The following is a 13,102-nucleotide window of genomic DNA, read 5'->3' on the forward strand; positions in this document are numbered from 1 at the left end:
AACGGCTACTGCGGNCGCGGATCGCCGATCACCGGCCTGTGCCACAGCGTCGACGATGCGGGCGAGGAACACTCGGCCGACCTCGAACTGGGTCTCGACGGCAAGCCCTATACGGCCATCGGCTACATGAACGGTCTGGGTGCCGTCGTCACCGAACAGGCGGACGGCAGCTATTTCGGAACCCGGCCCGTGCTGACGCAGGAGCAGGCGCAGGATCCCGACTACCTGCAGCAGGCGACGCTTCCCCTCTCGTCCGAGACGCATTCCCCGGTCGACGTGGCGATCTACGCAAGCGGGCCTTGGGCGCATCTGTTCGACGGCACCGTCGAGCAGAGCTATGTCTATCACGTGATGAAGCACGCCGTAGAGGCCGAATAAGGCCAGAAAAGGTGCCGGCCCCACGGCCGGCACCTGCCGTCCTGCGCCGGATGACCGGATCGCGTGAGACACGGGGTCAGGGCAGGGCAGGGCCATCTCCGGCTGCGTCCCGGCCGCCGAAGGCACGCCCGGACGGCGACAGGCGCCGTGCCGGAAGCTCCCTTCGTGCCACGACGAGGCCGCAAGACGGGTCCGCATGGGGGCGCCCGTCGGAGCATCGGCCACCCGCACCGGACCGCTCGACCGGGTTCATGCCCCCTCACCCACGCCTCGAAGGACGCGCCGGCATGAGTGTGGACCCGGGTCCGTCATGGCAGCGCCGCCGCACGGGTCCGACCCGGTGACGGCAAGGATGTCGGGGATCGTCCGTCGCTCCATCGGTCGAGACGTGCCCGCGCCGCAGTTTCGGCGTCGCCGGATCGGCAGTTGGCCGACACGCAGAGACCCCCGCCCACCCCGCGCGGCGGTCGGCCCGCCGATGGCCCATCCCGGGCAAACCGGCCGCGTGGGCCATCCGCCCGCATCGCGCCCGACAGCACCGGGGGCGCCGATGGAAAGGGCCGCCGGTCCCCCGGCGGCCCTCCCCTGCCCTGCCGCGGTCTCTTGCGGCCGAAGCTATTCCTTCGTCTCGCCCCGCACTTCGGCGGCGCCGTTCACCACCGCGCTCTGGAGCGCGATGACGCGCGAATGGTAGGGATAGACCATCTCGGCGAAGTCCGCCTGCGAGTTGTAGACGCGGGCAAAGAACTCGTCGCCGTCGATATAGTCCTGCACGACCTCGTTCTGCGCTTCGATGAACAGGTCGTAGTACTCCTCGGGCGTGTCGAGCACGTTGATCCCCTGTTCCTCGTAGTCGCGCACGGCCAGCGCGTTCTCGTGCAGGTTGGTGGCGTTCGTCATCGCCACATTGGCCAGCGCCGCCGTCTCGATGATCGCCTTCAGATCGTCCGGCAACCCCTCCCAGAGCGCGCCGTTGATCAGAAGCTCGCCCACGTCGGTCTGCTGGTGCAGGCCCTGGAGATAGTAGTATTCCCAGATGTTGCTCAGGCCGAGGTTCTTGTCGTCCGCCGGTCCGATCCATTCGGCCGCATCGATGGTGCCGCGCTGCGCGGAGGGGACGATGTCGCCGCCCGGCATCGCCACGGCGGGCACGCCCATCGCGTTGTAGGTCTGCCCCGCGATCCCCGGCGGGGCGCGATACTTGATGCTGCGGAACTCCTCCATGCTCTCGAACGGCCGCGAGAACCAGCCCAGCGGGTCCGGCCCCATCGGCTGCACGAGGAACGGCACGACGTCGAGGCCCATCACCTCCTGCACGAGTTCGGTATAAAGCTCCCGTCCCTCGCCGGCGTAATACCATGACATCAGCGAGGGCTGGTCCATCCCCGTGCTCGCCGGCACGTTGGAGAACAGCACGAAGGCCGAATGTTTCCCCGACCAGTAGTGCGGCCAGGCATAGCCCGCGTCGATCACGCCGTTGCTGACCGCATCAAGGATCTCGAAGGCCGAGACCTCGGCCCCGTCCGGCAGCACCTCGATCTGCAGACGGCCGCCGGACATGGCTTCGGCGCGTTCTGCGAAATCCTCGGTCAGCTTGAAATACAGGCTCGAATTGGGAACGGCGGTCTGGATGTTGATGGTATGGGTCTCGTCCTGCGCGTGCAGCGCCCCAGCCGCGAAGACCGCGGCAATCCCGATGGCGCCCGCGCCCGTCAAAGTTCTCGTCATCTGTTATCCTCCTCCTGTCGATTGCGATTGTCGGGCCGCCTGGTCCTTCGTGCCGTCGCGGCCCCCTGCCCTGCCCTCCTCCTCAATTCGCCAGCGCCCGCGGCAGCCACAGCACCAGTTCCGGAAACGCCACCAGCAGCAGCACGACGAAAAGCTGCAGCGCGACGAACTGCGTCATGCCGACGTAGATGTCGCTCATCTTCCATTGCGGCACGACGCCCTTGAGGAAATAGGCCGACAGCGCCATCGGCGGCGTGAGCCACGATGTCTGGAGCGTGACCGCCACGAGGATGCTGAACCACAGCGGGTCATACCCCATTTCAACCATCGTCGGCAGGAAGATCGGCACGATCACCAGGACGATGGGGATCCATTCCAGCGGCGAGCCCAGCACGAAGACGATGCCCAGGATGATGAGCAGCATCACCGTGGGCGAGAACGGCAGCGCCAGCAGGAACTCGGTCAGGAGCCGCGCGCTGCCCAGCCGCGAGAAGACCGCCCCGAAGAAGTTGGCCGAGCCCAGAAGGAACATGATCATCGCCGACAGGACGAGCGTGCTGTAGACGCAGCGCTTGAACGCGGCCCAGCTCATCCGGCGATAGAGAAGCGCCAGCACCAGCGAGGCCAGCGCCCCGCTTGCCGCCGCATCCGTCGGCGTGGCGATGCCCGCGATGATGACGCCCAGCGTGAAGGTGATGACGACGATCACCGGGATCACGCCGAAGAACAGCTCCCGGAACTTTTCGGCGGCCGTGGTCTCGCTGATTTCCGCGGCCGTCAGCGGCGGCCCCAGGTCCGGGTTCAGATAGCTGCGGACGAGCGTGTAGATGATGTAGACGGTCGACAGCATGAGGCCCGGAACGATGGCGGCCGTGAACAGGTCCGTCACCGGCACGCCCACCACGGGCCCCATCACGATCAGCAGGATGCTCGGCGGGATCAGTACGCCCAGCGTCCCCCCCGCCGCGATCGCGCCCGCCGACATGCGGATGTCGTAGCCCGAGTTCTGCATGATCGGCGCCGCCATCACGCCCAGCACCGTGACCGAGGCACCGACGATGCCGGTCGCGGCGGCAAAGACCGTCGCCACCAGCAGCACGACCAGAAAGAGAGATCCCCGCACCCGCCCCAGCAACAGCCGCAGCGCCTTGAACATGCGCTCCATCAGGCCGGACTGCTCCAGGATGAACCCCATGAACAGAAACAGCGGAACGGCCGCCAGCGTCGTGTTCCGCATCAGCGCGAAGAACTGGAACTGCATCAGCGAGACGACGCGCTCGCCCATGCCGAACCAGCCGAACACCAGCGCGATGAAGATGAAGGTGAAGGCCATCGGGTATCCGGTCAGGATGCCGACGAAGGCGAGGCCGAGGGCGACCAGACCGAGGACCGCGTCGCTCATGGGTGCCCGTCCTCGTCGCGGAAGCGCCGGTTGGACGCGATGCTGTAGTAGCTCTTGAGCAGTTCCGAGATGCCCTGGATGAACAGAAGCGCGCCCGTCAGCGGCATCACCGACTTGAGCGGATAGATGATCGGCATCATCGGGCTCGTGGGGATGCGCTCGCCCTGCTGCCACGACGTCGCGGCATATTCGAACGTCGCCACGGTGAAGAAATACATCGCCGGAAAGAACAAGAACAGCGTGAACGCCCCGTCGATGATGCCCTGCCACCGCGGCGACAGGATGTTGAACAGGAAATCCGCCCGCACGTGGCTGTCGAGCCCGAGCGTATAGGCCGCGCCCAGCATGAACAGCGCCCCGTAGAGCATGAAGGTCGCGTCATAGGCCCACATCGTCGGACTGTTGAACACGAACCGCGCGATCACCTCGTAGACCAGCGCGCCCACCATCGGCACGATGAGCCAGGCCGCGGCCTTGCCGACGATCATCCCCGGAATATCGAGGATCCGCGTTGCACGTCGCAATCGGCGCTCGTGCGCCTCGCTCATGGACATCCGCGGCTCCTCCCTGATCCGCGTGACGCGGGGCAAGGCGGCCCCTACCCGGCCCCCGCTCCGCTCTCCCGTTTCGGAAAAAACGAGACTTCCAGGCTCATTGAGCAGAGATTTGCAACGATTCGCAATGTTTTTCGCGCAGGACCGAATCGGGGGCGGGCGATTCCCCCGCGCGGGCGGCGATCAGTCCGCGACGATCAGCCGGGACAATTCGGCCGAAGCCGCCCGCATCTGCGGCACGAAGGCCAGGGCCCGGTCGAGGTCGAACCGCTGCGTCGGCGCATGGAACGACAGCGTGCTCATCAGCCGCCCGTTGGTCTCCAGCACGGGCACGGCCAGCGCCACCATCCCGCCGATGAACTCCTCCGCATCGGTCGCATGCCCCCGCTTGCGGATGTCGCGCAATTCGGCCCGCAGCCGCTGTGGTTCCGTGATCGTGGCGGGCGTATGCGCCTCCAGGTCGGCCGCCGCCAGATAGCGCTCCAGATGCCGTTCGGTCAGGGTGCTGAGATACATCTTGCCGCTGGCGGTGCAGTGGAACGGAACCTGCGTGCCGATGGGCAGCTGGATCCGCAGCGGCCATTCCGTCTCGACCCGTTCGAGATAGGTCATCGCCGTCCGGTCGGGCAGCGCGATGTTGCAGGTCTCGCCGATCTCGCCGGCCAGCCGGGTCAGGATGGCGATGCGCGCCGTCCGCACCCGCAGCGACGACAGGATGCCGCCCGCGATCTCCCGCATCCGGCGGCCGGGGGTATAGCTTCGCCCGTCTATGTCGCGCTGCAGGAATCCGGCCTCCTCCAGCGTCGCGAACAGGCGGTGGATCGTCGGCTTGGGCAGGCCCAGACCCTCGTTCACTTCCGTCGGCGTCACCGGCACCCCGGCCCGCGCGACCCCCTCCAGGACCAGCAGCAAGCGCAGACTGGGAAGCGATGTGGCTTGATCGGCATCGGTCACGGCGCGGCTCCCCTCTGGCGACGGCACTTCAGACCACGAAACGGCGGCATCCGGAAGGCTGCCCCAAGACGCTCGCAGTAATTGAAACTTGCGGTCTCATTTATCGACATGCTACGGCTTCTTCAGGCATTCCGTCCAGAGGAGACCGGCATGGACAGCCTGACGGCCGATTACGTCATCGTTGGCGCGGGCTCCGCCGGCTGCGTGCTGGCGAACCGCCTCAGCGCGGACCCCGCGATCCGGGTCATCCTGCTCGAAGCGGGGGGGCGCGACTGGAACCCGTGGATCCACATCCCGGTCGGCTACTTCAAGACGATGAACAACCCCTCCGTCGACTGGTGCTACACGACGGAGCCTGACCCCGGCCTGAACGGCCGCCGGCTCGGCTGGCCGCGCGGCAAGGTGCTGGGCGGCTCCTCGTCGCTCAACGGGCTGCTCTACGTGCGCGGGCAGCCGCAGGATTACGACCGCTGGCGGCAGATGGGCAACGCCGGCTGGGGCTGGGACGACGTCCTGCCGCTGTTCAAGCGCGCCGAGGGGCAGGAACGCGGCGCCGACGCCTACCACGGCGCCGACGGGCCGCTGCATGTCTCGAACATGCGCCTGTCGCGGCCGATCTGCGACGCCTGGGTCGCCGCGGCCCAGAATGCGGGCTTCCCCTTCAACCCCGACTACAACGGCGCGGCGCAGGAAGGGGTGGGCTACTTCCAGCTCACCGCGCGCAAGGGCCGGCGGTGCAGCGCGGCCGTGGCCTATCTGAACCCGGTGCGTCGGCGGCCGAACCTGCGCATCGTGACCCACGCGCAGGCCGCGCGCATCGTCGTGCGGGACGGCCGCGCCACCGGCGTCGCCTTCCGCGACCGGAGCGGCACCGAAAGGACCGCCGACGCCCGCGCCGAGGTCATCCTCTCGGCCGGTGCCATCGGCTCGCCGCAGCTTTTGATGCTGTCGGGCATCGGCGAGGCGGCGCATCTGCGCGACCACGGCATCGACATCGCCGCCGACCTGCCCGGCGTGGGCCGCAACCTGCAGGATCACCTGCAGGCGCGCCTTGTCTACAAGTGCAACGAAAAGACGCTCAACGACGAGGTTCGCAGCCTGATGAACCAGGCCGGCATCGCGCTCCGATACGCGATGTTCCGGTCCGGCCCGATGACCATGGCCGCCAGCCTCGCCACCGGCTTCCTTCGCACCTCCGACCGCGTCGACACGCCCGACATCCAGTTCCACGTCCAGCCCTGGTCCGCCGACAGCCCCGGCGAAGGCGTGCACCCGTTTTCCGCCTTCACCACCTCGGTCTGCCAGCTCCGCCCCGAAAGCCGGGGCGAGATCCGGCTGAAGTCGTCCGATCCGGCGGCCTATCCCGCCATCCATCCCAACTATCTCGCCACGGAAACCGACCAACGAACCATGGTCGAAGGCATCAAGATCGCGCGCCGGATCGCCGCCGAACCGCCGCTCGCCGGCAGGATCACGACCGAGTTCCGACCCGGCCCCGCCGCGCAGGACGACGCGGCGCTGCTCGACTGGGCGCGCAACTCGGCCACCACGATCTACCACCCCACCGGGACGTGCCGGATGGGTGCCGACCGCCAGGCGGTCGTCGATGCCCGGCTGCGCGTCCACGGCATCGCGGGCCTGCGCGTGGCGGACTGCTCGATCATGCCCGAAATCGTCTCGGGCAACACCAATGCCCCGGCCATCATGATCGGCGAAAAGGCGAGCGACCTGATCCTGGCCGACCGCCGCGCCCCCTCCCCTGCCCCGCAGGCCGCGGGCGCCCGCTGATGCCGCGCCCGCCTGCGCCGCTCAGGCGATGCCCGCGCCGCCCGTGACGCCGTAGACCTCGCCCGTGATGTAGCTGCCCTCCTGCGACGCCAGCAGAACGTAGACCGGCGCCAGTTCCACCGGCTGCCCCGGACGGCCGAAGGTGCTCCACCCGCCGAACTTCTCGACCTTTTCCTGCGGCGATCCGCCGCTGGGATTGAGGGGCGACCAGATCGGGCCGGGTGCGACCGCGTTGACGCGGATGCCCTTCTCGATCAACTCCGAGGACAGCCCCTTGGTGAAGGCGACGATGCCGGCCTTGGTCGCGGCGTAATGCAGGATCGACGCCGAGGGATCATAGGCCTGGGTCGAGGCCGTCGTGACGATCGACCCCCCGGCGGGCATGATCTTCGCCGCCTCCTGCGTCATCCAGAACAGCGCGTAAAGGTTCGTCCGCATCGTCGTGTCGAAGTCGTCGCTGGTCAGTTTCTCGAACGATTCAAAGAACTTCTGATGCCCCGCATTGACGATCAGGATGTCGAGCCCGCCCAGCTCCTCCGCCGCACGCCCGGGCAGGTCGCGGGCATCGCTCTCCTCGCTCACGTCGCCGGGCAGCGAGATGCCCTTGCGCCCCGCCTTCTCGATCAGGGCAATCACCTCGTCGGCGTCGGGCTGCTCCTCGGGCAGATGGGAGATGGCGACATCCGCCCCCTCGCCCGCGAAGGCGATGGCGACCGCGCGCCCGATGCCGGAATCCCCTCCTGTTATCAATGCCTTGCGCCCGGAAAGCTTACCCGAGCCCTCATAGCTGTCCTCGCCGTGATCCGCCGGCGGCTCGAGCTTCTTGGCCAGCCCCGGCGCGGGTTGGGGCTGCTTGGGGAACGGGGGTTCAGGATACTGCTGTCGCGGGTCCTGCATCTTGTAACGGTCGGCCATGGGTTCCTCCCTGGGCTGTTCAGCGCGGCGATCCCTCAACGACCCGACGCGCGTCCTTGTTCACGGCCCGACGAAGGTTTCACGTCGCAGGGCCGAGCCCCCTGCCCGCCCGGCACTCCGCGGCCTGGCGCGACCCGTAGCCGGAGCGGCGATTTCCCCGCGGGGAAATCAACGCTCCAACTCGCGGAAGAACGCCTCGATCGCCGCTTGCAGGCGGTCCTGCGGCACGTTCGAGAAATCCATCCGTGCCCGGATCTCGACCTTGCCGTCGGCCGCCGTGCAGCGCGCACCCGGCCCCACCGGCACCGACAGCGACACCCGCCCCCGCCGCGCCGCCTTGGGTGCCCCGCGCGGCTTGGGCGCGGCGGTGAACCCCTCCACGGCGGCGCGCAGGATCGCCCCTTCGGTCGCCGCGTCACGGTTCGGGGCGGCGCTCAGGTCGCCCAGAAGGCGGTTCATGGCGTCGATGTCGCCCTCGATCAGATCGGCAAGCTTCAGGCCGAGCGCGCGGGGAAGCGCCTCCGGATGCTCGATCGCCTTGCCCATCCGGCGCAGCAGCAGCGCGAAGCGCCGCACGTAGGACCGCTTCTGCGCCGAGGTCGAGGCGTAGAGACGGTTCACCGCCTCGTCCACGTCGGCGCAACCATCGACATGGTCGTCGGCGTAGGCGATGGCGAGCGCGGCCATTTCGGCGAAGGAGATATCCTTGCGGACCAGATTCTCGTCCACCATCCGCCGGTAGAGCGCGCCCTCCCCCTCGCCGTCGGTCAGCAGCGCCGCCGGGATGCGCGCCCACCGCGGGTCGCCCGTCTCCTCCAGCAGCGCCTTGTAGGCCGCGAGCCGGCGAAAGCCTTCGATCAGGTCGTGCCCGCCCCCGGGTCGCGGCGCGACGCGGATCGGATTCGACAGGCCGATGGCCAGCAGCGAGGTCTTGAGGTCGTCGAGGTCCGGATCGCCCCGCGTCGAGCGGTCGCGCACCAGCCGGTGCACGTTCACCTCCTCGACCGGCACGCGGTCCACCACCAGCCCCTCGCGCTTGAGGCGGACGAACTCATGCGCTAGCGCGTCGTTCTCGGCCCGGATGTCGGCTTCGACCTGCTTGCGATGGCGCAGCGCATCGCCCGTCTCGCCGATGGCGGCGGCCATCGGGCCGCGGCGGCGGGGGAACATGGCCTTGGATTCATATTCGGCGGGCAGGTCGTCTTTCCCCGCGGGGAAATCCGCCGCCGGTTCCTCGGGCAGATCGACGTCGAAGACGCGGCGCTTGCGGCTCATGGCAGTTCCTCCAGCTGGGTCCAGGCGGCGAGGACGTGGGTCTTGAACTCGTCATAGGCCGCATCGAAGGTCGAGCGGGCGCGTCGCCATGTCTCGCGCGTCATGTCGCGGTAATCGATCTCATAGACCGACGACAGGAAGCGGCCCGATTGTTCGACCGCACGGGTATGCTCGATCGGATGCGCGGTCATCCGGTCGCCGAAGACCTTGCCGAAAGCGTCGCGCATCGCCCGGTGCAACTCGTTTCCGGGCTCGTAGCGCGTCAGTAGGAAGCGCACGTCGAGGAACGCCTTATGCGATTTCCCCGCGGGGAAATCCGTCCCCGTCTCGAAATCGTCCAGGTCGGCGAGCGCCTCCGACAGCTGCCCGATGAAGGAGGTGGTGGAGTCGTATTCCCAGTAGCCAGGCCCGGAGGGGATATAGAGGATGTCGGCGGCGAAGACGGCGTTCATGCTCTGGTAACCGATGGCCGGGGGGCAGTCGAAGATGACGATGTCGTAGCCGTCGGGCGGCAGCGCATCGAGCCAGCGTTCGACGGCGGCGAAGAAGGACCAGTCGGGATTGACGTGGCGGTACTGCGCCGAAGCGAACTCGACGAAGGCCGCATTGGCGCAGGAGGGCACGATGTCGATGGTCGGCCAGCAGGTCGGGCGGATGAAGTCGCCCACGCGCAGATCGCCCAGGCCCGTCTCGGCGATCGAGGCGGGCACGCGGCGGCGGGGCAGGGCACGGCCCGATTCGGCGCCTTCCGCCACGCGGTTCATGCGCTCGGTCTCGCGCATCAGATCGCGCGCCATGATGCCCCAGACGGTCTGCTCCTCGGTCACGTCGGTCAGGCCCATCGAATGCGACAGCGTGGCCTGCGGGTCGAAGTCGATGCAGAGCACCCGATAGCCGTCGAGCGCGGCGGCATGGGCCAGATGCAGCGCGGTGGTGGACTTGCCCGCGCCGCCCTTGAAGTTGGCGACGGCCACGCGGACCGCGCGGCGGTTGGCGGGGCGTTCCGGCTGGAGCGACTTGCGGTTGATCCGCATCCGGCGGCGCAACTCGTTGATCTCCTCGAGCGAGAACCAGCGCTGCCGCCCATCGGGCTCGACCTCGCCCGAAGGCAGCGAGGGGTCGGCGGCGAGACGGCCGCGAAACGTGTTCTGATTGACGCGGAAGATCAGCTCCGACACCTCCCAGGAGGAGAAGCGGCGCAGCGTCTTGGCATGCTCGGGCGAGAAGGTCTGCCGGCGGATGTGCCCCTGCATCCGCAGCGACGAATCCCGCAGCGCCCCGAGATCGGCGTGATCGAACATGTCCTACCTCAACGTTCTTGCATCATCGAAACCGGATTACGCCGAAGTTGACGATCCTGCAATCTTTGATCACGCTGTGGCAGGGTTCGGCTTTCCCCGCGGGGAAAAGGCGCCGGGCGGGCGGGCCAGCGGGGCAGGGCGGGTCGAAGGTGATTCGCGGTTGCGGGACGAAGCGGGCCGATCTTGGGGGGACAGCCCGGCGAGGCCCCCAGGGATTGAGGAGACACGGTGTGCTCATTGGGGGACACCCAGCCCGTCCCCCAATACCTGTCCATACCGATTCTTCTGGAGGAATGGGCGAAGGGAAAGGGAGGCTCTTGACAGGGAGGCTGCTCACAACGCTAATCCGGCATAATGAATGAAGAACGACCGGAGGGGCGGCGATGGCGGGGGCGAGCAGCCCGGCGGGCACGGCGCAGGGCAGGGGCCCCGCCTTCAAGTACGACCTGCTGACGGCCCTCGGGGCGCATGCCTGCCGGTCGGACAAGCATGCACAGCGGTTGGTGCTGCGGCTGATGACGCTGGTGACGGCGCGCTATGACTGGCGGCACGACCGGCTCAGCACCGGCCAGCGCGAGATCGCCGCGCTCTGGGCGGTGGACGAACGCACCGTCAAGCGCGAGATGGCCAAGCTGCGCGAGCGCGGCTGGCTGGTCCTGCGGCATCCGGCGGCGCGGGGCAGGGTGGCCTGCTACGGGCTGGGCGTGCCGGCGATCCTGGCGGATACGTGCGGAGCCTGGGGCGCGGTCGGCCCGGATTTCGAGGCGCGGTTGGCGGGGCCTGTGCCGGAAGGGCAGGGGGCCAACGTCATTCCCTTTCCCGAAGGGTCCGGTCCCGGCGGTGAGGCGGGCATGACCGGGCCCTGGGGCGAGGTCGCGGCACGGTTCCGGGCGGCGGATGCGGCGGCGCATGCGGCCTGGATCGCGCCGCTGCGGTTCGAGGGCGTGGCCGACGGCGTGCTGCGCCTGCGGGCGCCCTCCGCCTTCCATGCCTCCTTCGTGCGGACGCATCTGGCGGGAACGCTGGCGGACCTGGCGCGGGGGGTGGCCTCGTCGGTCGAGGTGCTGGCCTGACGGTGCCGGCGGGCGGGCGTCAGGGCGCGGTCAGCCCGGGCGCGTCGAGCACGACGATGCAGTCCAGACCCGGCACGGCGACGATGGCGACCGCCAGCCAGCGTGTTGCCCTCCTTGCCCTCCTCGCGCGCGCGCGGTGGCGATCATCGCGTCGAGTTCGCTGTCGATGCGGGTCTCGACCTCGTTCCGGTAGAGGTGGTCGGCCAGACAGGGGTGGAAGGGGGGGCTCGGCGGTTCGAGCCTGTGGGGCAGGGGGCTTGCGGGATACTGCGGCCGGAGCGGCGAGGCGGAGCCCGACCGGTTCGGGCGTGGCGTCACCTTTTGCGGCGAGGGAACGCAATGCACGAAGCTGCTGGGCCAGCACCCCACGGCCTGGACCTTCGACAGTCAGGTCATGGGAATCCGCCCCCGGAAAGGGAGAGGCCGTCCGCCGGTCGGCGCGACACGGTTCGGGATCAGGATGCCTCCGGGCGAGCGGGAAGGTCGAGGTTTCCGGTGGCGAGGAACCGCTCAAGCGCATCCGTCCAGGGGGCCAGATCGAGCTTTTCCGAAGCGAGCCAGTCTTCGTTGTAGTAGGTATCGGTGTAGCGCGCGCCGCTGTCGCAGATCAGCGAGACGAGGGAGCCGGTCTGCCCGCGCCTTATCATCTGCGACGCGATCCAGCACAGGCCGAAGAAGTTGGTGCCGGTCGACCCGCCGACCCGTCGGAAGATCCGGTCGGACAGGATCCGCATGGCCGCGATGGAGGCGGCGTCCGGCACGCGGATCATGTGGTCGATGACATCGGGCAGGAAGGACGGCTCCACGCGCGGCCGGCCGATACCTTCGATCCGGGAAGGCCGCGGGCAGGTCACGCTCCGGTCCCCGCTGCGATAGCAGTCGAAGAAGGCGGAATGTTCCACATCGACCACGCAAAGCCGCGTCGGCAGGTTGCGATAGCGGATGTAGCGTCCGAGGGTGGCCGAGGTGCCGCCTGTGCCCGGGCTCATCACGATCCAGTCGGGAACGGGGTTCTCCTCGCCCTCCATCTGCTCGAAGATGCTTTCGGCGATGTTGTTGTTTCCGCGCCAGTCCGTCGCCCGCTCGGCGTTGGTGAACTGGTCGAGATAGTGGCCACCCGTCTCATCCGCGATCTTCTGCGCGCAGTCGTAGACCATCGCGGCATTGTCCACGAAATGGCACTGGCCGCCGAACTGTTTGATTTCCGCGATCTTCTGGCGCGAGGTCGAGTGCGGCATCACCGCGATGAAGGGCAGGCCGAGAAGGTCGGCGAAATAGGCTTCGGACACGGCGGTGGAGCCGGAGGATGCCTCGACCAGCGTCGTGCCGCGCCCGATGCGGCCGTTGCAGATGCCGTAGAGCACCAGCGATCTTGCGAGCCGGTGCTTCAGGCTGCCGGTGGGATGGGTACTTTCGTCCTTGAGGTAGATGGATATTCCGTCAAGGCCCGGAAAGCTGGGGTTGATGAGGTGGGTATCGGCCGAGCGTCGCGCGTCGCCTTGCAGGATGCGGATGGCCCGTCGCTGCCAGTCGTCCCGGACCCGATCGGGCAGGGGCGGGAACGGGTCGGCCGGGGCCTTCTGTTGCTGATGCTCGGTCATCTTGCCATGTCCTGCTGCCGCGTCGCGCTGAAGTCGAACGGCCGCCTGCGAGCCGCGTCCATCAGGCCGTGCATAGCGGCCCACGACGTCGAAGTCATGTCGCGCGCGGATGATGTGGTCGCCACCCACGCGG

General features: G+C 68.3%; 11 protein-coding genes. 3 read left to right on the forward strand and 8 right to left on the reverse strand.

Annotated features, from left to right (window positions below):
• Positions 1-87: 87 nt before the first annotated feature.
• Positions 88-378 carry an alkaline phosphatase gene (locus JAN5088_RS16830; protein WP_442354557.1) on the forward strand — a complete coding sequence of 97 codons (291 nt, stop codon included), beginning with the start codon at positions 88-90 and terminating at the stop codon, positions 376-378.
• A gap of 615 nt (positions 379-993) precedes the next feature.
• Here the strand turns inward: JAN5088_RS16830 and JAN5088_RS16835 are convergent.
• The 4 genes from JAN5088_RS16835 to JAN5088_RS16850 form a co-directional block, all read right to left on the reverse strand.
• Positions 994-2,106, reverse strand: a complete 1,113-nt coding sequence (locus JAN5088_RS16835; RefSeq protein WP_082430086.1) for a TRAP transporter substrate-binding protein — start codon at positions 2,104-2,106, stop codon at positions 994-996.
• A gap of 82 nt (positions 2,107-2,188) precedes the next feature.
• Positions 2,189-3,508, reverse strand: a complete 1,320-nt coding sequence (locus JAN5088_RS16840) for a TRAP transporter large permease (RefSeq protein WP_055684007.1) — start codon at positions 3,506-3,508, stop codon at positions 2,189-2,191.
• Positions 3,505-4,062 (reverse strand): TRAP transporter small permease subunit, encoded by a 558-nt coding sequence (locus JAN5088_RS16845; protein ID WP_055684008.1) that lies wholly within the window; start codon positions 4,060-4,062, stop codon positions 3,505-3,507. Before JAN5088_RS16845 ends, JAN5088_RS16840 begins: the two co-directional genes overlap by 4 nt.
• A gap of 183 nt (positions 4,063-4,245) precedes the next feature.
• Positions 4,246-5,016: an IclR family transcriptional regulator gene (locus JAN5088_RS16850; protein ID WP_055684009.1), complete on the reverse strand. Its 771-nt coding sequence runs from the start codon at positions 5,014-5,016 to the stop codon at positions 4,246-4,248.
• A gap of 150 nt (positions 5,017-5,166) precedes the next feature.
• On the opposite strand from JAN5088_RS16850, the gene JAN5088_RS16855 reads away from it, so the two are divergent.
• Positions 5,167-6,804 carry a GMC family oxidoreductase gene (locus JAN5088_RS16855; RefSeq protein WP_055684010.1) on the forward strand — a complete coding sequence of 546 codons (1,638 nt, stop codon included), beginning with the start codon at positions 5,167-5,169 and terminating at the stop codon, positions 6,802-6,804.
• Between the two features lie 21 nt (positions 6,805-6,825).
• Here JAN5088_RS16855 and JAN5088_RS16860 read toward each other — a convergent pair whose 3' ends face one another.
• From JAN5088_RS16860 to JAN5088_RS16870, 3 genes are all read right to left on the reverse strand, one after another.
• The gene (locus JAN5088_RS16860; protein WP_055684011.1) at positions 6,826-7,719 is read right to left on the reverse strand and encodes an SDR family oxidoreductase; all 894 of its coding nucleotides are present in this window, start codon (positions 7,717-7,719) and stop codon (positions 6,826-6,828) included.
• A gap of 168 nt (positions 7,720-7,887) precedes the next feature.
• Positions 7,888-8,994, reverse strand: coding sequence for a ParB/RepB/Spo0J family partition protein (locus JAN5088_RS16865; protein WP_055684012.1), 1,107 nt, complete (start codon positions 8,992-8,994; stop codon positions 7,888-7,890).
• Positions 8,991-10,295: an AAA family ATPase gene (locus tag JAN5088_RS16870; protein ID WP_055684013.1), complete on the reverse strand. Its 1,305-nt coding sequence runs from the start codon at positions 10,293-10,295 to the stop codon at positions 8,991-8,993. Before JAN5088_RS16870 ends, JAN5088_RS16865 begins: the two co-directional genes overlap by 4 nt.
• 383 nt (positions 10,296-10,678) lie before the next feature.
• On the opposite strand from JAN5088_RS16870, the gene JAN5088_RS16875 reads away from it, so the two are divergent.
• Positions 10,679-11,368 carry a hypothetical protein gene (locus JAN5088_RS16875; protein ID WP_055684014.1) on the forward strand — a complete coding sequence of 230 codons (690 nt, stop codon included), beginning with the start codon at positions 10,679-10,681 and terminating at the stop codon, positions 11,366-11,368.
• 455 nt (positions 11,369-11,823) lie between these two features.
• On the opposite strand, the gene JAN5088_RS16880 is transcribed toward JAN5088_RS16875, so the two are convergent.
• Positions 11,824-12,969 carry a PLP-dependent cysteine synthase family protein gene (locus tag JAN5088_RS16880; RefSeq protein WP_082430090.1) on the reverse strand — a complete coding sequence of 382 codons (1,146 nt, stop codon included), beginning with the start codon at positions 12,967-12,969 and terminating at the stop codon, positions 11,824-11,826.
• Positions 12,970-13,102: the final 133 nt, after the last annotated feature.

Origin of the sequence: Jannaschia rubra, from assembly GCF_001403735.1 — a bacterium.
GTDB lineage: Bacteria > Pseudomonadota > Alphaproteobacteria > Rhodobacterales > Rhodobacteraceae > Jannaschia > Jannaschia rubra.

Coding starts and splice junctions, on each gene's coding strand:
- JAN5088_RS16835 (WP_082430086.1), bottom strand. CDS start 2,106: ATGACGAGAACTTTGACGGGCGCGGGCGCCATCGGGATTGCCGCGGTC.
- JAN5088_RS16840 (WP_055684007.1), bottom strand. CDS start 3,508: ATGAGCGACGCGGTCCTCGGTCTGGTCGCCCTCGGCCTCGCCTTCGTC.
- JAN5088_RS16845 (WP_055684008.1), bottom strand. CDS start 4,062: ATGTCCATGAGCGAGGCGCACGAGCGCCGATTGCGACGTGCAACGCGG.
- JAN5088_RS16855 (WP_055684010.1), top strand. CDS start 5,167: ATGGACAGCCTGACGGCCGATTACGTCATCGTTGGCGCGGGCTCCGCC.
- JAN5088_RS16860 (WP_055684011.1), bottom strand. CDS start 7,719: ATGGCCGACCGTTACAAGATGCAGGACCCGCGACAGCAGTATCCTGAA.
- JAN5088_RS16865 (WP_055684012.1), bottom strand. CDS start 8,994: ATGAGCCGCAAGCGCCGCGTCTTCGACGTCGATCTGCCCGAGGAACCG.
- JAN5088_RS16870 (WP_055684013.1), bottom strand. CDS start 10,295: ATGTTCGATCACGCCGATCTCGGGGCGCTGCGGGATTCGTCGCTGCGG.
- JAN5088_RS16875 (WP_055684014.1), top strand. CDS start 10,679: ATGGCGGGGGCGAGCAGCCCGGCGGGCACGGCGCAGGGCAGGGGCCCC.
- JAN5088_RS16880 (WP_082430090.1), bottom strand. CDS start 12,969: ATGACCGAGCATCAGCAACAGAAGGCCCCGGCCGACCCGTTCCCGCCC.